This is a genomic window from Aquimarina celericrescens (assembly GCF_042682765.1).
Taxonomy (GTDB): Bacteria; Bacteroidota; Bacteroidia; order Flavobacteriales; family Flavobacteriaceae; genus Aquimarina; species Aquimarina celericrescens.
On record NZ_JBHUHY010000033.1, the window covers coordinates 134,316 to 154,131 of the forward strand.

At 34.0% G+C, this 19,816-nt stretch carries 16 protein-coding genes; 4 read left to right on the forward strand and 12 right to left on the reverse strand.

Annotated features, from left to right (window positions below; translation table 11 throughout):
- Positions 1-143: 143 nt before the first annotated feature.
- The 8 genes from ACFSJT_RS19445 to ACFSJT_RS19480 form a co-directional block, all read right to left on the reverse strand.
- On the reverse strand, positions 144-989 hold the full coding sequence (locus ACFSJT_RS19445; protein WP_378322010.1) for a M57 family metalloprotease: 846 nt from the start codon (positions 987-989) through the stop codon (positions 144-146).
- Between the two features lie 117 nt (positions 990-1,106).
- Positions 1,107-1,766 (reverse strand): alpha/beta hydrolase, encoded by a 660-nt coding sequence (locus tag ACFSJT_RS19450; protein WP_378322011.1) that lies wholly within the window; start codon positions 1,764-1,766, stop codon positions 1,107-1,109.
- A gap of 4 nt (positions 1,767-1,770) precedes the next feature.
- The gene (locus ACFSJT_RS19455) at positions 1,771-2,427 is read right to left on the reverse strand and encodes a hypothetical protein (protein WP_378322012.1); all 657 of its coding nucleotides are present in this window, start codon (positions 2,425-2,427) and stop codon (positions 1,771-1,773) included.
- Positions 2,428-2,597: 170 nt separating this feature from the next.
- Positions 2,598-2,927, reverse strand: coding sequence for a DUF4870 domain-containing protein (locus ACFSJT_RS19460; protein ID WP_378322014.1), 330 nt, complete (start codon positions 2,925-2,927; stop codon positions 2,598-2,600).
- A 78-nt stretch (positions 2,928-3,005) separates the two neighbouring features.
- Positions 3,006-4,259: a dihydroorotase gene (locus tag ACFSJT_RS19465; RefSeq protein ID WP_378322015.1), complete on the reverse strand. Its 1,254-nt coding sequence runs from the start codon at positions 4,257-4,259 to the stop codon at positions 3,006-3,008.
- A complete protein-coding gene (locus ACFSJT_RS19470) occupies positions 4,256-6,184 on the reverse strand; it encodes a vWA domain-containing protein (RefSeq protein ID WP_378322016.1) in 1,929 nt (642 codons plus the stop codon). Before ACFSJT_RS19470 ends, ACFSJT_RS19465 begins: the two co-directional genes overlap by 4 nt.
- Positions 6,185-6,248: 64 nt before the next feature.
- Positions 6,249-7,226 carry a YitT family protein gene (locus ACFSJT_RS19475; protein WP_378322017.1) on the reverse strand — a complete coding sequence of 326 codons (978 nt, stop codon included), beginning with the start codon at positions 7,224-7,226 and terminating at the stop codon, positions 6,249-6,251.
- A gap of 172 nt (positions 7,227-7,398) precedes the next feature.
- Positions 7,399-7,923 carry a porin family protein gene (locus ACFSJT_RS19480; protein WP_378322018.1) on the reverse strand — a complete coding sequence of 175 codons (525 nt, stop codon included), beginning with the start codon at positions 7,921-7,923 and terminating at the stop codon, positions 7,399-7,401.
- Positions 7,924-8,084: 161 nt separating this feature from the next.
- Here ACFSJT_RS19480 and ACFSJT_RS19485 point away from each other — a divergent pair, with 161 nt between their 5' ends.
- Entirely contained in the window at positions 8,085-9,653 is a 1,569-nt protein-coding gene (locus ACFSJT_RS19485; RefSeq protein ID WP_378322019.1) for an NAD(P)/FAD-dependent oxidoreductase, read from the forward strand.
- Here ACFSJT_RS19485 and ACFSJT_RS19490 read toward each other — a convergent pair.
- From ACFSJT_RS19490 to ACFSJT_RS19500, 3 genes are all read right to left on the reverse strand, one after another.
- Positions 9,650-10,864, reverse strand: a complete 1,215-nt coding sequence (locus ACFSJT_RS19490) for a sensor histidine kinase (protein ID WP_378322044.1) — start codon at positions 10,862-10,864, stop codon at positions 9,650-9,652. The two genes, ACFSJT_RS19485 and ACFSJT_RS19490, sit on opposite strands and share 4 nt — an antisense overlap.
- A 271-nt stretch (positions 10,865-11,135) precedes the next feature.
- Positions 11,136-12,938, reverse strand: a complete 1,803-nt coding sequence (locus ACFSJT_RS19495; RefSeq protein WP_378322020.1) for a cytochrome-c peroxidase — start codon at positions 12,936-12,938, stop codon at positions 11,136-11,138.
- A 4-nt stretch (positions 12,939-12,942) separates the two neighbouring features.
- Positions 12,943-14,400: a PhoX family protein gene (locus ACFSJT_RS19500; RefSeq protein WP_378322022.1), complete on the reverse strand. Its 1,458-nt coding sequence runs from the start codon at positions 14,398-14,400 to the stop codon at positions 12,943-12,945.
- Between the two features lie 349 nt (positions 14,401-14,749).
- On the opposite strand from ACFSJT_RS19500, the gene ACFSJT_RS19505 reads away from it, so the two are divergent.
- Complete coding sequence (locus tag ACFSJT_RS19505; protein WP_378322023.1) at positions 14,750-16,261, forward strand: NADP-dependent isocitrate dehydrogenase; 1,512 nt, start codon at positions 14,750-14,752, stop codon at positions 16,259-16,261.
- A gap of 26 nt (positions 16,262-16,287) precedes the next feature.
- Here the strand turns inward: ACFSJT_RS19505 and ACFSJT_RS19510 are convergent, their stop codons facing one another.
- Positions 16,288-17,049: a TIGR02757 family protein gene (locus ACFSJT_RS19510; protein WP_378322024.1), complete on the reverse strand. Its 762-nt coding sequence runs from the start codon at positions 17,047-17,049 to the stop codon at positions 16,288-16,290.
- A gap of 481 nt (positions 17,050-17,530) precedes the next feature.
- On the opposite strand from ACFSJT_RS19510, the gene ACFSJT_RS19515 reads away from it, so the two are divergent.
- A complete protein-coding gene (locus ACFSJT_RS19515; RefSeq protein WP_378322025.1) occupies positions 17,531-18,472 on the forward strand; it encodes a helix-turn-helix domain-containing protein in 942 nt (313 codons plus the stop codon).
- A gap of 476 nt (positions 18,473-18,948) precedes the next feature.
- Entirely contained in the window at positions 18,949-19,782 is an 834-nt protein-coding gene (locus tag ACFSJT_RS19520) for a M57 family metalloprotease (protein WP_378322026.1), read from the forward strand.
- Positions 19,783-19,816: the final 34 nt, after the last annotated feature.

The following is a 19,816-nucleotide window of genomic DNA, read 5'->3' on the forward strand; positions in this document are numbered from 1 at the left end:
AATTTAAAGTGTTAATTACCAGTTGTTTACGAATGATGTATAACCTTTTAGAAATGATGGTAAATCAGTAATTTTTTATTGATTGAAAACAAAAACCCCATAAGTTCTAGAACATATGAGGTTGTATCTTAGAAAAATGGTGTTTAATATAAAAAGTCAAGAGCCGTTAGGTCGTCTTCATTAAATGGTCTATCACTGCCATCAAAGCAAGACAGCATCCAGGAAGCGGCTTCAAGAGTTGCATCGGCAGGAGTTCCCGGAATAAGATTTGCACCTATGTCACCTGCTCCTTCATCAACCGGATCTCCACCACAAGAAATACTTCTGTCAAAATAATCGGTATGTCTAAAGCCGATACAATGACCCAATTCGTGGGCTACGATACTTGCAATTCCTTCTGTAGAAATACCAATACTGGCAAGTCTCCCAGTCAACGATATTTCATCAAAGGGGTCTCCGTTATCTGTTGGAAAACCAGCAAATCCAAGAATACCAAAAAGTTCAAGGAAAAAATTTAATCTCGATATCACAATATCCGCATTACGCTGAGAACTAACTCTTTCAAAAGTGATTTCTAGATTTTCTGTATTGTAACGTTCTATAGCCAAATCAATGGCTTCACTGGTAGCAGTATCAAACCCCAGTCCTCCGCCTTCTCTGGCGAATACTGTTATAGTTCTATTGCCATTAGTGGTAACTAGATTGTTGGTACTGTACTGCTTTTCAGAGATAGAAATGCCTTTTCCGTTCTTCTTATTTCGATTCAAAATTTGATCATTGCTAAGATATATATCTCCTTCTACTAAAAAACCATCATTATATGGAATAGGAGGTTGATCTATTACATTAAATCCTTGAGATTCGAGAGCTACTAAAATCTGATCGGGTGCGTCTTGCAGTGCTGCGTTTTCATCGTCTTGTTGCTGGCAACCAACAAAAAGTAAACTTAACAAAAGGGTAAGCGCAATTAGTGAATTGAATTTTTTCATAATATACTATTTAAGTTATGTGTGAATAGCCTAAATTTAATTTAAATAGTATGAAAAATCAACTTTAAAATGTTAATTATCAGTATATTGTATTGATTTTTGTTGAATATTGAAATTCTAAATCCTTCGGCTTAGCCATTCTTTAAATTGGTAAAAATTTTGTGGTGCCACTCCATGACCTACAGGAAATTCGTTGAGTTCTGTTATTATTCCAAGTTTTGCCAGGTGAGCTGGAGCTTTTCTGGCCCAGTCGACTGGGATAACCTGATCTACACTACCATGAGAGCAATAAATATTAAGTCTTGAAAAATCATTTTTTTCATATCCTTCTTTTAAAATATCTTCATTGATATATCCACTTAGTGCGATAACGTTCTTTACTTTTTCTGGATAAGATAGTGCAACCGAATAACTTAAAATGGTTCCTTGACTAAACCCCAAAAGTGTTACATTATTCTTGTCTAGATTATAGGTTTGTATTGCTTCATCTATAAAATGAGCAATTTTATCTCTGGATTCTATAGCCTGCTTGTCATCACTAAATTTTCCTTGTGCAGCATCAAAATAGATAGCATACCATGCATTACCATAGGGTTGTATAGGGTAGGGAGCTCGTGCTGAGATTATGAAAAGCTCTTCGGGTAACTCTGGCGCAAACGAAAAAAGATCATTTTCATCACTTCCGTATCCATGAAACATAAAAAGCACAGGTGTTTTCTCTTTCGTAGTAGTTGGTGGCTTGATAATATGGTGTAATGATAATGTTTTTGTTTGCATAGTCTTATTTTAATTGTAAATGAATATGGTCATCATGTCTAACAGTTTGGCATCCTTGAAATCGGATTTTCGAATTTTCTACTCTTAATCGATTTTTTAAATGAGGTTCGATAAAAACTTTACCTATCTGTTGATGATTCACAATTGCTAAAAGTAAATCTTTTGTCGCTTTTTCAGAAAATTTTAGGTTCTTGTTTATGGTGCCGAAAGTAAGATATTGCGAGTAATCGTATTGCCAATATCCATTTTTTTTACAAGCCTTCGTTTGATCATATTCTTTATTTGTAGGTTTTTCGAAGACACCATAACCACTTATTGAAGGCTTTCTGTTGGTTAGTCTATCATTTTGATCCAAATAAACAAAGGAAATATCTATTTTCTTTCCATCATTATGACTTAAATGCGGAAATAATGGAAATCCATTCACAAAAGGAAAATTTGCGTCGAGATAAACGATTTTTATTCCGTGATGTTGTTTTTGATAACTTGCTGCTATTTCCTGTAATGAAATATGGAGTTCAGCCTTTATATAATTTCTGTTTAACAATTTTGTAAAGAAGGTGTGTGCTTCAATATAAGAGGAGTCTTTTAGCTTTTCTCTTCCAAATATTGGTGCAATTAACGGTATTAATAAAAATGTAATTCCTAAATATAGCGTCACAAATAAGATAAATTTTTTGAGCCTGTATCTGCAAACATTTTTTCTAAATGTGATTTCAGCAATTAAATAGACAAAACCTCCTATTTGTGTAATTGCGATTAAAAAAATAAACAATATTAGCTTTAGAACAAGTTTAGATATTTTTTTAATATAAAAACACCTCACAATATTTATTTAATGAAATTAAACCATTCCTGGAAGTAGGGCCCAACAAGGGGCACAGTTTTTTGTTCTTCTCTCAAAGCTGTTATCAAACCAAATATCCAAAGTACAAAAATGAAAATATAAAAGCCTGAAGATATAGGCCAGGAGTCAAAAAAAGTGACCAAAGCTCCGATAACATAGAATGATATATTAATTCCTAATGCTTGCCTGATATGAAAACTGGCAAATTGGTTTTTAGTATCATTATTCATAAAAAAGGCGATAATTGTTCCTATGATAGTAATATAAGCCACAATTGCTGCCGTTTTCCCTTGTTTTGCATAATCTGATTGCATGATTGATGTATTGTGTGTTTATTATTTGACTTGTTCCTATTTTTGTAATTACAGATCGTACTGTAAAAATTAGAATATTTACTTCAGTATCATTTTCCCATTAGATACTATGCCATATACCGTACCTTTCATTGATTTACCAACAAATGCACTATTTTTTGAGGTTGACAAGATATGTTTTTCAGAAAAAACATGAGCTCCTTCGGGATTAAATAGAGAAATATCGGCTTTATTGTCTTTATCTATACATGCACCTTGTATCCCAAAAACCTTTTTTCCCCTCGTGAGCGTGTCTATTGTTTTTTCAATACCTAATATGGCATTCATGCACCCAAACGCACTTTCAAGACCAATGGTACCATAATTGGCCTCATCAAACTCAACTTTTTTATGTTCGACATCTATAGGTTGATGGTCACTAGTGATCATATCGATAGTTCCATCTTCAATTCCTTTTAGTAAAGCATCAATATCTTTTTGTGTTCTTAAAGGAGGTAGTACTTTATAATTAGAGTCGAAAGTCATGAGTTCTTTATCGGTGAGTGTTAGATGATGTACTGTAGTACTGCAACTAACTTGTAAACCTTTTTCCTTTGCATGCTTAATCAGATCTACTGATTTTGCTGTAGAAATTGTAGGTATATGTAGTTTTCCACCTGTATACTCAAGTAAAAACAAATCCCGAGCTACCTGTAATTCTTCTGCAAGTGCCGGAATGCCTTTTAGACCCAGTAAGGTACTTTGCTCTTCTTCATTCATAACACCTTTACCAGAAATATTATTTTCTTGTGGAAAGGAAAGTACCAATCCGTCAAAATTTTGTGTATAGAGTAAAGCAATCTTTAGTAAATTTGGATTTTGGATCGCTTTTTTATAGTCTCCAAAAGCTATAGCTCCTGCCTGTTGCATGTCATACAGTTCTGCCATATCAATACCTGCTGATTTTGTTGTTAGGGCACCTATGGGATATAAATTCACTGCATTATTTTGCGCTTTACCGGTAAGAAAACCTATAGAGGCACTGTTATCTGTCACTGGTATTGTATTGGGATTTAATGCAATACTGGTGAAACCGCTTTTGGCAGCGACATTGAGACCATGGTCAATAGTTTCCCTTTCTTCATAACCAGGTTCGCCGAAGCTCACACTGCTATCAAACCATCCCTGAGATACATATAGATTATCCCGTTTAACTTCTTCAACACCTTTTTCTGAAACAATGGTAGTATTAATGTCTGTAATTGTACCATTTTCAATAAGAATATCAACCGTTTGATTGTGAAAAGGTGAGGTTGGATCAATTACAGTAGCCGCCTTTAGTAAGAAGTTCATTTCAGATATTTTAATAAAAGTATTTCAATTAACAGGAATATCAGCGCAAAAATAACAAACCATTTCCAAAGTTCATTGATACTGGTCTCTTCTTTTATACTATCAAAAAGTTCGGTTATAGAATCGCTTATTTCATAATCTCCCTCTGCGGTAAGGTTATGGTATTGTAATTCACTTTCTGAGCTATCATAATTGTAGCTTACATATTGTATAATTCTATCTTTATCTTGTAGACTATAAATTCCTGCCTTGGTAGGAACTTCGTCTGTGGCGATACGTACTTTGGTTGAAAAACTTTGTTGCAGTGGAATACTATTTTCCTGCTCTGATACCAAAGATAATATACCATCCTGACCCAAGGATATTGGTACGTCATAAAAAGTACGCTGCCCTATAGTGTAAGAGATATCTGTAAGTTGCAAACTTTGTTTCCCTATGTTGTATAGAGTTGGAACAATAAGAGGAGAATTCTTAAAATTAGAATTTTTATCATTTATACCTGCTGTAAATACATAAAGGTTGTTGGTTTTGTAGAGAAAAGGACTATTATCTTCAAATGATAACACAACGTTGGTGGCATTGGTTTGGTAAAAACTATTCACCTTAGGATATTGAAAATTTGTGATTCTCTTATCGAAAACACCTTTGTATAATGGATGGGAGAAATTGATCTTTGTGATCTTTTTTCCCTGAGTCTTTAATTCTAACAAACCTCGACTTGAGAAAGCATTAAGAAACTGTTGATACGATACCAGGTCTCCGGTATTCGATGGAATCAAACAGACAGTTCCCCCTTGATTAGCAAAAGGCTTTAGAGTATTGATCAAAGATACCGGAATTTGTTTAACTTCATTAAGGATCACTAAATCGGCATCACTTATGTTATTATAATCAAGGGATTGGATAGAGTTACTTATGAGTTCGAATTCATCTGGCGTAAAAATATTTTTTAGAAAGGAATCATTTTCATCATTAATGGCAACTACCTTTATTTTTCTAGGAGTATTTATTGTAAAGTATCTGGAGTTATCAAAAGTGATTGCAGGATCTTCTAGAGTTACTTTTCCATTTATGCGCGTATTTTCGTCCAAACGAAATTCAGTATTCGCAGAACTATTTTTTGGAATAGAAACAGCTGTTTTTGCGATTAATTTATCGTTATTATAAAGTGCAATAGATGTATTCTCTGCATTGGCATCGATATTGCTAACCTGTACTTTGAGCATTAACTCGTTATCGATATTGCGCTCTAAATACAAACTGTCTATCGCAATATTTTGTTTTGTAACCGGGCGTAAACGCACCAGATTTGTTCGTGTATTTTCATCTGTTGTCAATGAAAATGTCTCATTTTTCTGCTGAAAGTCAGAAACCATAATTACTCGTTTTATAGTTTCTGGCGAAGAAGGACCTAATAATTGTTTAGCTTTCAGGAAAGCGGCACGATAGGGTAGTTGGTTAGCACTATATTCTAATTGGAGCAGATCATTCTGAATATCTTTTTTTGAAACATCAACAAATGTTTCTGAATTGGTAAATAGTGAAAAAATTTGTTCTTCAGGGATGTCACTTAAAATCTCTTGTATAGCTCTTTTTAGAAGGGGACCCTTAGATCCTTTAGCTTGCATACTGAAAGAATTGTCCAAATAGATCACAGTTTCTGTTTGTTTACCTATGATATCGTCTGAAGCCAAAAAAGGTTGAGCAAAAGCTATAATAATACCCGCCAGAGCCAATAAACGTGAAAAAAGCGTAAGCCATTTTTTAATTTGTGAACTTTTTCGAGTTTGTAGAGTAACCGCTTTAAGAAACTGTACATTTGTAAAGTCTACTTTCTGAAATCTACGTAACTGAAACAAGTGAACTAGAATAGGAATGATAAGTGCAAAGAGAGCGTAAAGAATTTCTGGATTTTTAAACTGCATTCCTGATTTGAGTTTTTCAAATATACTATAAGATTTGGTGTTTTAAGTTTGGGGATAAAAAAAATTAGTACTCTGTTGGTCTTTTTTTGATCATACCCCCTCGAGTATCATTAATACTGTGCATGATTACAAATGCTTTGGGATCTATTTTTTCAATCTCATTATTAAGTTTGCTAATCTCAAGTCTTGTAATAACTGTGTAAATGATATCAATATCGTCTAAGTTTTCATGGCTTCCATATCCTTGTTTCCCTTGGTAAATAGTGACTCCACGCCTCATTTTTTCTGTAATCATAGTTCTCATTTCTTGATTATGTTCAGAAATAATTGTGACTCCGGTATATTCTTCAATTCCTTCTATAACAAAGTCTAATGTTCTTGACGCAGCAAGATAGGTAAGCATAGAATATAAAGCTGTTTCTATTGATAATAAATAGGAAGCAGCCGAAAAAATGATGATGTTTATGATCGTAATTGCATCTCCAACTGTGGTTCCCAGTTTTTTACTCATAAAAATAGCCAAGACTTCTGTACCATCCAAAACACCGCCACCACGCACTGAAAGCCCTATTCCTGCACCTAAAAAGAATCCTCCAAATACAGAAACCAGCAGTTTATCTTGTGTCACTTCGGGAAATTTGACGAAGAATAAAGTGAGTGCCAGGGCAGAGATAGCAATAGTTGCTCTGATGGCAAATCTCCTTCCAATCACTTTCCATCCTAAAAAAATAAATGGAATATTAATGAGAAGGATCAATAACGCAAGGGGTAACGAGGTAAGTTCTGATACCAATAAGGAGATTCCGGTAACTCCACCATCAATAAACATATTAGGCAATAAAAAGCTTTCAAGACCAAAAGCTGCAGAAATCACTCCTAACAAAATAAGAGCCATATCTTTTATAAGAGAGATAATTGAAATTCTAAATTGCGAATACTCTTTTTTGAATTGGGCAGGTGTAATTTTAGATAATTGCTTTGATCTTTTGAGTTTTTGTGATAAAAAAGCCTCAATAATTCTTCTTTTCCAAATTGAATTCATAGGAGATAAGCGTATGTTTTGATAATTGATGTCAAAAGAGATACAATCAGTTGATTACTTATAAAACTACATAACCTTTTGGTGCATATCACAAATTTTAACAAAGCTTTGGGCAACAAAAAAGCGGGAGTAAAAACTCCCGCTTTTGATATTGTAAATATTGTTTTTCTGATTAAAAGATGTAATATCCTACTGATATCTGAAAGTTAGAGTTTTTACCATCCTCATCAGAGTTGATATCAGTTAAACCAAAGTTATATCGTAATTGACCAAAGAATGAGCCAAACTCAACTCCGGCACCAACAGCACCGCTAAAGTCAAAGCTTTCAATATCTTGAACGTTATCTCCTTCATTAACAACAAAACCAAGTTGTGGTCCGGCTTCTACGCTTAGAAATTTAGCAAACTTAAGTTTAGCCAAAATAGGGACATTTAAATAATCAATATCGAAATCGATATCGCCTAATTCGGCTCCCTGAGCAGAATACAGAACTTCAGGTTGAATGGCAAAAGTTTCTAACACGCTAATTTGAAGAACACCACCGATATGAAATCCAGTTCTTGAATCAAAATCGATATCACTTCCTGTCACGTTCGCAAAATTAACCCCACCTTTTACACCTAATTTGATGTCTTGTGCGTTTGAAGAAACTGTAAAACCGATTACTGCGATTGCTAATAAAAATAGCTTTTTCATAATTGTAAATTTAAGGTTTATTTAGATTCAAAGATATAAACTAAAACCTTAAGAAAAGGTTAAATTTAAAAAGATTTGGTTACTTTATCGATAAATCTAAACGGATTATCTTTCAAAAAATATGGTGTATCTTCGTCAAAAAATTAAAATCACAGCTAAAATTGCGGTACGAATTTACTATACAAGTTTCTCCTGAGATTGCAGCACATCCTGATCAACTAAAAACTTTCATAGCACGAAAGAATGGTATTTCTATTGATGAAATTAAACATATTCAGATCTTAAAACGATCCATAGATGCCAGGCAAAAGGCAATCAAAGTAAATCTGAAATTAAAAGTATACGTGCAAGAGGATTTTATTGATCAACCAATTGAACTGCCAGATTATCCAGACGTAACCCATGCTCCTGAAATTGTAATCATTGGAGCAGGCCCGGCAGGATTATTTGCAGCTTTGCGTTGTATTGAGCTAGGTTGTAAACCGATTGTTTTAGAACGGGGAAAAGATGTAAGAAGCCGTCGTAGGGATCTAAAAGCAATCAATCGCGATCACATTGTAAATGAAGATTCTAATTATTGTTTTGGAGAAGGGGGTGCAGGCACGTATAGTGATGGAAAATTATATACTCGATCCAAAAAAAGGGGCGATGTGCAGCGTATTTTAGAGCTTTTGGTGGGTTTTGGTGCTACAGATCAAATTCTAGTAGAAGCACACCCGCATATCGGGACCAATAAGTTACCCGGAATTATAACCACTATACGCGAAAAAATAATTGAAAAAGGTGGAGAAATTCATTTTGAAACTCGAGTCATTGATTTTGAGATAAAGAATTCTGAAATCTATGGGGTAACATTACAAAATGGAAGTACTATAGCTACGAATAAGGTCATTTTGGCTACAGGACATTCTGCACGAGATATTTTTGAACTTTTATACCATAAAAAAGTAGTCATAGAAGCAAAACCTTTTGCTTTGGGAGTACGAGTAGAACATTCACAACGGTTAATCGACCAAATTCAGTATAAATGTGAGGTGCGAGGGCCTTATTTACCTCCTTCGCCCTATAGTCTTGTAAAACAAATAGGAGGTAGAGGAATGTATTCCTTTTGTATGTGTCCTGGCGGAGTGATTGCTCCTTGCGCAACTAGTCCGGGAGAAGTAGTCACCAATGGCTGGTCTCCTTCAAAAAGGGATCAACCTACTTCAAATAGCGGTATTGTGGTAGAATTACGCAATGAAGATTTTAAAGAATTTTCTAAATACGGACCTTTGTCAGGAATGTATTTTCAGAAAAGTATCGAACAACTTGCCTGGCAAATAGGAGGGGAGACGCAAAAAGTCCCAGCACAGCGGCTTGTAGATATGGTAGAAGGCAAATTATCCAAGGATCTTCCCGTAACATCGTATACGCCCGGTGTAACATCGGCAGATATGGGCGCTGTATTCCCAAAGTTCATTCATCATACATTGCAGGAAGGTTTTAAAGCTTTTGACAAAAGCATGCGGGGATATCTTACCAATGACGCTGTAGTTCATGCTCCCGAATCCAGAACATCTTCGCCGGTTCGTATTCCCAGAGACCTAAAAACTCTAGAGCATCTACAAATCAAAGGATTATATCCTTGTGGTGAAGGTGCAGGATACGCAGGCGGAATAATTTCGGCTGCTATTGATGGAGAAAAATGTGCACAAGCATGCGTAGAAACGATTAAATTTAAAACAGTTTAGTAATATTTTTTGATTGAAAAATCGAAGGTGGTATATTCTTTTTCCTTTGAGGTTACTGTGATAGAGCCTCCCAGGCTTTCAACTATTTTTTTTACTGTAGATAATCCTATTCCATTACCCTTATTACCACTTCTATCTATAGTATCTGCAGTAGTAAAAAGATCGAAAATTGAATCTAATTTATTAGTTGGAATACCCATTCCATTGTCTGTAATTCTAAAATAATTAAATTTATCGTCCTGGGTCGTTTCAATAGATATTACAATTTGTTCTTTGTCGTTATATTTTATGCTATTTCCTATAAGATTAAAGAAAATCTGTTTAAGTGCCAGTTTATTACACTCTACTTCTGGATTATTTTCAGGAAAATGAATTGTAAAATCAGGTTTTATACTTAACAATTCTACAATCTCTTTCAGAAGTTGATTTAGATGAAAACGTTCAGGCTTCTTATTTATTAAATTTTCGCTCTCGTAATGTGCAAGCACGTCACTAATATAATTACTCATTGAAAAAGAAGAACTCTTTATATATTCAAAATACTCTAAACTTTCTTCATCAAGTTTATCTCCTAAAACCAGTTTAAGTAAGTCTGTAGTTGTCACAATATTAGCCAACGGCATTTTAAGATCATGAGAAATCACTTTTGCAAACTCTCGTAAGGCTTCATTTTTCTTTTTTAACTTCGCCTGTATTTTTTCAAGATCTTTGTTTTTTTTGTTAAGCTCAAAAAGAATAATTACTTGTCTTGCTAGTGCTTGAAGTGATTCTAGTTGTTTTTTTGAAAGTTCTCTGGGTTTTTTATCCATCACGCAAAGGGTACCCAAAGCGAACCCATCTTTGTCGATTAACGGTATTCCTGCATAGAAGATGACAGGCTTGTCTTCTAGATAGATTTCATTTGCGTTAAAACGCTCATCTTTTCGCGTGTCCCTGATAATAAGAGGCTTTTTTGGTTCTAAAATTGCGTATGAGCATAAAGAATTTTCACGGGGAGTTTCGCAAGTTTTAATACTCAATCCATCTTTAGACTTAAACCATTGCCGATCGTTATCGACCAATGATATTAATGCTACCTCGGTATCACATAGAAAATTAGCTAAAGCAGTAATATCGTCAAACTCCTTCTCTGATTGGGTATCAAGAATGTCTAACGATTTTAAAGCTTCCAGTCTAAAGTTTTCGTTTATTGGTGTTGCAGTTGATATCATTTTGGTCAAAAGAATCGCTCAATTTGTACGACGATTCTTAATAAAATTAACAAAAATATAGCACTTTTTAGGTGTTTATAGATCATCACGTACTAATTTGATGTGATAACCGTAATTTTTTTAAAAATACGCTTTAGACTGGGATAACGCAAAGCGATATTATAATATTATTATTGAGGTATACATTCTTAGAAACGATCTTAAGTACTTTAAAATAGATATCTAGTTTATAAATGGGTACAAAACCCCTGTCAAATTAGTACCAGCAGTATTATAATTCATAGATAGTGTCTTCTAGACTATTCATAAACGAAATGATATCCTTCATTTCTTGATCAGTAAGATGAAGTGAATCGGGAGGCAAAGTTTGATATTCCTGGTCGATACCAATACCCGTGCCTCCTCCATGATTATAAAAATTCATAACTTCTTCTAATGCGTTATAAACTCCATTATGCATATAAGGCGTTGTTTTGGATATATTTCTTACAGTAGAGGTCTTAAAGAAATGCTTTCTTTGAGGAGTTTTATAAACATAAAATCTACCCAAATCTTTGCTAATTTTGGTATTTATAGTATCATTTTTTTCTGGAACCCCAATAAGTTCAATCTCAGACTCTCTATAATCCGGAGGTACTGTTCCGTTGAATACCGGAGCAAAATGACATGTGGCACATTTAGCTTTTCCGTTGAAAAGATTAAATCCATTAATTTCACTTTGAGTTATTGAAGCTTCCAGATCGTTTATATTACGATCAAATTTTGAGTTGAACAGAACTAAACTTCTAATATAACTGGCAATAGCATTTCTAATTTCTGCATTGGTAATTGTTCTGGTAGGATACGATTTGGCGAACTCAGAAATATAAGTACTATCCTTTTTGATTTCATCTTCCAAGGTTTGCAAATCGGTATGAAATTCGTTTTTATTTTCAACAACTGAAATAATCTGACCTTCTAAACTGCCAGCTCTTTTATCATAAAAAAATCCTTTTTGCAGTGCCGCATACAGAAGAGTAGGAGAATTGCGGGTTATACCAGCTCTTATTTTTTGGCCATCTGTAAATGCTTTATCGGGTTGATGACAAGTTGCGCAACTTATTTTCTTATCTGAGGACAATTTTGGATCATAGAACAACTTTTCTCCTAAAGCAATTTTTTCTGGCGTAGTTTCTCCGGAATTTCTATCTGAAAAGTATGCAATATTGAAAGTATTTGAAGAAAAAAGTGAGGTCGCATCGTTTTTGAAAGCCAATTCAAACGGAAAGCTAACATTCCAATCTTCTACCGTTTGGTTCCAAAGTTGTAATTGCTTGTGGGTATGTTTTTTTATAAAAGTATATCGATCAAAAGTATTAAAATCTCCTTTCAAACCTGCAATCGTGGCTTCTATTTCACTATTCCATTGGCCATATAGCTGCTCATTTTTAAACGTATCTTTAAATAGAGAAAGATATGTTTTAAGACTTTGATAAACAATTTTTGATTCTTCTATCGAATTCTCTAACACCGGAGAGTCAAAACCGGTAATACCGGTTAAGGCTATTCTTATAATTGATTTTCTGAACAGCCACAAAAAATGATATGTTCTTAGATGATTAAAACTAATGTTCGTCTTAATTAAATTTAGTCGATTAGAAACTAGATGAGCATGCTTTTCTACAGTATTAAAATCTATTTGATCGGCAAAAATCTCTTCTTCTAGTACTTGATATCCACTTGGTTTTTTAAATTTTTTATCCATAAGATCATCTTCTTCAACCTTTACAATATTAGGTTGATTCAGAAAGCCATAATTTTCAAGATCCAATGATGATAAAATGGGTTCTATTTTTTTAAAATAGCGACGAGATTTCAAAAAATATTCTTTCGATTGATCTTTATTACCAGGAATGCTATCCAAAAAAGCAATTGCCAAAGAGATGTCCTTAGTGAATTGCTCCTTCATCAAGGTATTAAATCCTACACTTTCAGGTTGACTGTCTTTTTTACAAGAAAAAACACTTAATATTGCGAAGAGGCTTATTGAAAAATAAGCCTCTTGTATATTTTTTGGTTTTATCAAAAATGCCATAGAATTATCTTTCTAAACCTCTGATTACAAAAAGCATACTGCCTTCTTTTCTACTGTTTGCTAAATCAGGATTAGCGTTAGGATCGGTAAAAGGCGTTCCGTCTGCTCTTTCCCAACCATGATTCTGTGTGATTAATAAGAATGTCTCGTCCACACCAATAGTTTCAGAAATATCTATCATACCAGTTAATTCCCATGTTCTGTCTGCAGAACCATAACCCATAGAAGCAGCTTTTACTTGGTCACATTCCAACACGGTTTTAAGGGCACCTGTATTTAAGTCGTACTGGTATAGTCTTGCGTAGTGATTTGCAGCCGGCTTAGAGATACCGTTTGGATCTTCTTGGATATAAGCATAGTTTTCTGTCACAAGAATGTTATCCGGGCTATGGAAAGCTTCAGCTTTTCCTCCCTCCAAGTCACCATCTAGAACACATACGATTTTACCAGGCCCAGAAGGATCACTTGGGTTTAGAATTACTTTATAAATTCTTCCGGCAAGAGTACCTTTTCCGATTAAGCCAGGTTTTTCTCTACCCGTAACGGCAAAATAAAGTTCTTGATTATTACTTTTAGAACCTCTTCTCCAATCCAGGTCTTCTAATCTAGAGAATCCCATAACACCTTTTTCTTTAGCCTCGGCATCAAGTAGATCTAAGTCCTTTTCAAGAAGTTCTACAAACTCCATATCATATTCAATACCTTCTTTCATATCTACTTCATAGGTAATATTGGGAGCGGTAACCTTAAGGCCATATAACTTTCCGCCATCCAAATCTCCGGTTCTACCCACATACATTCCTAATTGTCCCGAAGGAATTTCGTTGTTACTATTATCGTCACCAATAAAAACTACAGTTTTACCAGGATATGCGCGTCTGTTAAGTGCAACCGCATTTTCTGTAGACCATTGACCCATTGCAGGCAACATCCTTGGCACAGATGCAGCAGCAGCATCTTTAAATGGATCTGTAGCGAATACTCCCTTTGAGTTTCCTCCCCATTCTCCACCAGAAAAATAAAGTGGCCCAAAACCGTGTACAGATGGGGTTATGAGTGAGCCCGAACATTGCGCAGTGTTGGCAGTAGCGACGGCATTGAGAATATGCTCACCTTTTACAGGTTTGAAAGTCTCGTCGAAGGTAATTCTGGCTACAGAGTAATCAGCTTCTATATTATTCAATAAGGTAAATGTTCCATTTTTATTACGCAACAAACCAGCTCCATCGGCCATAGAACCGTAGGTGAAGTTAGGAATATACGTATCTTCTGAGGATAAGATATTGTAGATTTCAATATCTGAAAATTCTGAAGTTGTTTGTAATAGTACAGGAGAAACAGAATGATTTTTGAATTCAATTTGCCCTGTTGGAGGCTTAGGTCCACCTGTGAAGTCATCGACATCACAAGAAACCAAAACCAGTGCAGTTGCTATTGCACTTAAAAAGAGATAATTTTTCATGGTTGTGTGAATTTTTTTGTTTGCACAAATTTAACTCAAGCTTGTAGTCAATAACTTTATGAAGATGTTTTATGTTTATTATGATAAGGTCAAAACAATATTAAGTTTGTAAAATTATTGTTATCCCAGTTTTCGACTGTGCTTTATAATACATGAATACGATATTCCAAGTTTTAGGAAGATTTCTTAGTGTTTTTAGGCGTACTTCCTGATGCCTAATACTGCTTTATTCTCAATACATAAACAATTGTTTATATTAATCATATTTAAATTAAATGAAAGTTTATGGTTTAATTTTCTCAACTTTGTACTTGTAAATAAAAAGATATAATTTCTAAACCGAAAAAAAATGAATAGTACATCAGTATCCCTTCAAAACACAACAGAAATTACAAAGAGTATTAAGGTTGCTGTGGCCAATGGCGATGGCATTGGTCATGAGATTATGGATGCCACTTTGCGCATTCTAAATGCAGCAGGGGCAAAGATTGATCCCGAATTCATCGATATTGGTGAGAAAGTATACGAATCGGGCAATACTTCGGGAATTTCTGAAAAAGCATGGGATGCAATCAGAAGAAATAAAATAATCTTGAAATCCCCGATTACCACACCGCAGGGGAAAGGTTATAAAAGTCTCAACGTTACATTAAGGAAGTCATTGGGATTATTTGCCAATGTTAGGCCAGTTTCGGCACTTCACCCTTATGTTCATACCAATTTTCCCGATATGGACGTAGTTATCATACGAGAAAATGAAGAGGATTTGTATGCGGGAATTGAACATCGGCAAACTCAAGACGTGGTGCAATGTTTAAAACTCATCACAAGACCTGGTTGTGAGCGAATCATTCGATATGCTTTTGAGTATGCTCGTGCCTATAATCGCAAAAAAGTAACGTGTATGGTCAAGGATAATATCATGAAACTTACCGATGGACTTTTTCACGAGGTTTTTTTGGAGATCGGTGCAGAATATAAAGATATTGAACAAAATGTACAAATAATTGATATTGGTTCGGCAAGATTAGCTGCGAGGCCTGAAGAATACGACGTGATTGTAACATCTAATCTATATGGAGATATAATTTCTGATATTGCAGCAGAGATTGGTGGATCTGTAGGTATGGCTGGTTCTTGTAATATAGGGAAAGATGTGGCAATGTTTGAAGCCATTCATGGTTCTGCACCCGATATAGCAGGTAAACAAATGGCAAATCCATCGGGCTTACTTAATGCTGCAATTCTGATGCTTGCACATTTAGGTCAAAATAAAACTGCAGATAAAATCAAAAATGCCTGGCTTGCCACTTTAGAGGAAGGGATTCATACTCCTGATATTTATAAGGACGGAATGACGAAAAAGAAAGTAACGACTTCTCAATTTGCAGATGAAATTATTACAAGATTAGGAGCACAACCAAAAAACCTGGCTATTAGTAAACTCTCTGAGGGAAAAGGTAAAATAACCATCCCAGATTATCAAAGAAGAGATGCAAAGAAGGTTTTGCTTGGGGTGGATGTGTTTTTAGATTGGCAAGAAAACAACCCTAACAAACTTGGAAAAGCCTTGGAAAAGATCAATTCGTATAAAATGAAACTGAAGATGATCACGAATAGGGGAGTAAAAGTATATCCAAACGGATTGAAAGAGACTTTCTGTACAGACCACTGGAGATGTCGCTTCGTTTCTACAGATATGGATACAAAAAGTAAGACTCTGGTCTACAAAGAAGTGGAGTTCGAGCAAGTAATTGATTTACTGTCAAAATTAAATGCTAGTGGTTTTGATGTGATAAAAACTGAAAACCTCTACGAGTTTGATAATAAAAGAGGGTTCTCTCTTGGTCAAGGAGAATAAATTATAGTGTGATTTTTTAAAGTTAATTAGAACTTTTCAAAGACCCCAAGTCCAAATAGTGCGTAGTCGTACTTAACAGGATCTTTGGGGTCTAATTTGCGAAGTTTACTGTCTAACTCGGCTAATGCTTTTCCATCATTTTGCTTACGTTTTAGTAATCCTAGTTTACGGGCAACGTTTCCTGAGTGCACATCTAATGGACATGATAATTGAGCAGGAGAGAGGCTACGCCAAATTCCCAGATCAACACCTGCTTTTGCATCTCTTACCATCCATCGTAAAAACATATTGATTCGTTTGGCTGCTGAATTTTTATGAGGGTCACTTATGTGTTTTTCGGTTCTGATTTGATGTGGAAGATGGAAAAACTCTTTTTTAAAGTGATGAATTGCGTTTTGAAGATTGGATTCGGATTGGAATTGTTTATAGAATTCTTCCATGTCACCATATTTGCTGTAAAGTTGGCGTAGGGAACTTATAAAATATGCGAGATCTTTACTATTGAAGGTTCTATGAACAAAACCTTCAAGACTTTCTAGATCCTCCTTAGTATGATTCATCACAAAGTCATAAGGGCTATTACCCAGAAGATTCATTAGTTTATGTGCATTATTTAAAATACTTTTTCTGTTTCCCCATGAAATAGTTGCAGTAAGAAATCCCGAGATTTCTATGTCTTGTTTTTGTGTAAACAAATGTGGTATTTGAATGGGATCTGTTTCTATAAACTTAGGATGCTCGTATAAAGCTGCTTTTTCGTCTAAAAATTCTTTTAATTCTACAGTCAAGAAGATCTTAATTACATATTATCAATCGCATACAAAAATAGAGATCAAATTCAATAAATTTAAAAACTATCTATTAAAAATTTGAATATCCGTAATATATCATATACCATAATCGTTAACCTGAACTCGTTTCAGATTCTCATTACAACTGATTGTTTATGAACGAAATGAGATTCCGAAATAAATTCGGAATGACGCTAAAGAATTACATTATTACATATTACGGATAATCATAATTAAAAATTAAGTTATTTAACAATAAGAGGGTTTTTTGTACTTAAAACTATATTTTTTTGATATTTAAAATAGATTGAATATTTTTATCAGAAGTTGATTAGTCATTGAATATCGAAAAAACTGTATGAGCATTAAAGAAATTCTTTTTTTGATCATTGGCTTACAAACGTTAGTTATTTTCATTGTTTTATTTTTCTATAAGTCGAAAAAAAAACCTGTAAATCAATATTTGAGTTTTTTTTTCATGACTATTTGTGTTGAAATAACGATGTACTTTCTGCTTAAAACAACTACAAATCCGGCATTACATTATCTACCTGTTAAATTTGATTTTCTCACTCTTACATTTTTATTTTTTTATGCCAATGAAACTGCTGGTATAAGAATAAATTCAAAAATTAAGTATTACATACCCGCTATTATTGAGATTATTGTGCTAACAATAGCTTTTTCTGTCGTTTCGACTAACTCTGATTATCATGATTTTTTGCAAAAAAAAGGCTTCGATCTATATCTTAGAACTTTTTCTTCAATATATATAATCATTTTCAGTTTGCTTATTATTCGAATCATCCTACAACATAAAAAGTTATTGAGTATTCATTTTTCTGATACTAAGTTCAAGTCACTACAATGGTTAATTGTTTTTTGTATCGGTTGTATAGTTCTCAATATTTTTAGGCATTTGTATCATACATTCCAGGTTAAAACGGAATTTGTAGAAAATACATATTTCAGTTTATCGCTATTCTTACTTTATTATATTACTATTGCGAGTTTGGTACAAATCAACATAAATAATGTCATTCCTTCACAGGCTAATGTTGAAGAAGAACAAAGAGAACTAGAAAAGATTATGAGACAAATAAAGCATAATCTTCTAGAAAACAAGTCCTATCTTGATCCGAATATCAATTTGAAAAATTTCGCAAAAAGCATAGGAATTCCCGAGAGAAATGTTTCAAAAGCTATCAATAGAATAAACAATAAAAACTTTAGCAATTATATTAATTATTATAGGGTAGAAGAATTTAAACGATTGATAGCTTCTGAAGCATATAAAAAATACAGTATTTCGGCAATTGCCAATGAGGTAGGTTTTAGTTCACGAGCATCATTTTATAAAAACTTCAAAGAAATTGAAGGCGTCTCTCCTACTAGTTACTTCAAGGATATAGTAGTTTAATTTTTGATTTATCATAATGATTCATAACATGATTTGGGATGTCTCAATGTATGTTTTTGGACAATCATTGTTTGATCTTTCTCTTTTTTTTGGTCAACTTTGGATTAACTTATTTTTAACACAAACTCAACTTATGTTACTCTTACAATCTACAAGACTATCTGCAGTATTTACTGTTCGAATTACAGCCATTTAGTTACATCCACTTCTTATTCTTGGCATGAGCATATTTAACGTTGGGAGATTACTAATTTTCTTTAGGCATTTTAGAATTTTAAGTAAAAGTTTGATATGTTGATAGTTTTGTGGATTATATTTTAATCCCTGTAGGGACTTAGTAAGGGTCTCTAAAATTAAGCGTAATAGGATATTTTATCTAAAGAATTAATACGAAGATTTTACACTAACTCAATTATATATTTCTAAGTCTAAAAAGTTGAATTGAAACTTAATTTTAACTAAAACTCACAACTATTATGAAAACTATCAAATTAATACTGTTAAACATTCTTCTTGTTGGGGCTCTAATGTCTTGTCAAAAAGAAGATGTAACAAATGAAACTGATATTACACAAAAAACTCCAACAAAAGAGCAATTGATCAAGTTGAACGCATTAGGAATTAGTAATACGGCGGTTACTATTGAAAAGGTTATCAATCTTGACGGGTCTTCAGAAGATTATTTTCTGAACGATACAGATTTAGCTATACCGGTTGAAGGATTATTCGATTTAGGAGATCTGGAATCTTTAGACAACGGTACTAAACAATATCGTACTAGAAACCTGGTTTCTAGTGCCAATAGAACTATCGATGTCTTAGGATATACTGGTGGTAGTAATGCACTTAATTCTACCAATAGACAAGCTCTCCAAAGAGCAGTAAATAACTATAATCGTCTAAATTCTACTCTTAATATGAGATTAACTTTTGGTACCAATTATAGAGCTGCTGATATTACAGTTTACGTCCAGAGTAATCTGGGTGCTGGTGGTCTTGCTGGATTTCCTTCTCAAGGACGACCTTATCAGTGGGCAAGAATAGGACCGAGTGTTTCAAATCGAGGATTGGGATACGCAACTCATGTAATCACTCATGAAATTGGACACTGTATTGGATTACGCCATACTGATTGGTTTAGAAGATACTGTGATGGAAGTAACGAAGGTCAATCAAGCGAAGGTGCGATTCATATTCCTGGCACTCCTACAGGAATCGATATTAGTTCTACGATGATGTCCTGTCCTACAGGTTATGAAGATGGAAATTTCAACAGGAACGATATTATTGCGATAGAGTATCTGTATTGAATTATAACTTTATGACTTAGAAATATATCAAAAG

Bases quoted from the DNA above. Each gene is read 5' to 3' on its own strand.
- ACFSJT_RS19520 (WP_378322026.1), top strand. From the start codon at position 18,949: ATGAAAACTATCAAATTAATACTGTTAAACATTCTTCTTGTTGGGGCT.
- ACFSJT_RS19470 (WP_378322016.1), bottom strand. From the start codon at position 6,184: ATGCAGTTTAAAAATCCAGAAATTCTTTACGCTCTCTTTGCACTTATC.
- ACFSJT_RS19500 (WP_378322022.1), bottom strand. From the start codon at position 14,400: ATGAAAAATTATCTCTTTTTAAGTGCAATAGCAACTGCACTGGTTTTG.
- ACFSJT_RS19490 (WP_378322044.1), bottom strand. From the start codon at position 10,864: ATGATATCAACTGCAACACCAATAAACGAAAACTTTAGACTGGAAGCT.
- ACFSJT_RS19460 (WP_378322014.1), bottom strand. From the start codon at position 2,927: ATGCAATCAGATTATGCAAAACAAGGGAAAACGGCAGCAATTGTGGCT.
- ACFSJT_RS19505 (WP_378322023.1), top strand. From the start codon at position 14,750: ATGAATAGTACATCAGTATCCCTTCAAAACACAACAGAAATTACAAAG.
- ACFSJT_RS19515 (WP_378322025.1), top strand. From the start codon at position 17,531: ATGACTATTTGTGTTGAAATAACGATGTACTTTCTGCTTAAAACAACT.
- ACFSJT_RS19450 (WP_378322011.1), bottom strand. From the start codon at position 1,766: ATGCAAACAAAAACATTATCATTACACCATATTATCAAGCCACCAACT.
- ACFSJT_RS19480 (WP_378322018.1), bottom strand. From the start codon at position 7,923: ATGAAAAAGCTATTTTTATTAGCAATCGCAGTAATCGGTTTTACAGTT.
- ACFSJT_RS19475 (WP_378322017.1), bottom strand. From the start codon at position 7,226: ATGAATTCAATTTGGAAAAGAAGAATTATTGAGGCTTTTTTATCACAA.
- ACFSJT_RS19495 (WP_378322020.1), bottom strand. From the start codon at position 12,938: ATGGCATTTTTGATAAAACCAAAAAATATACAAGAGGCTTATTTTTCA.
- ACFSJT_RS19465 (WP_378322015.1), bottom strand. From the start codon at position 4,259: ATGAACTTCTTACTAAAGGCGGCTACTGTAATTGATCCAACCTCACCT.
- ACFSJT_RS19445 (WP_378322010.1), bottom strand. From the start codon at position 989: ATGAAAAAATTCAATTCACTAATTGCGCTTACCCTTTTGTTAAGTTTA.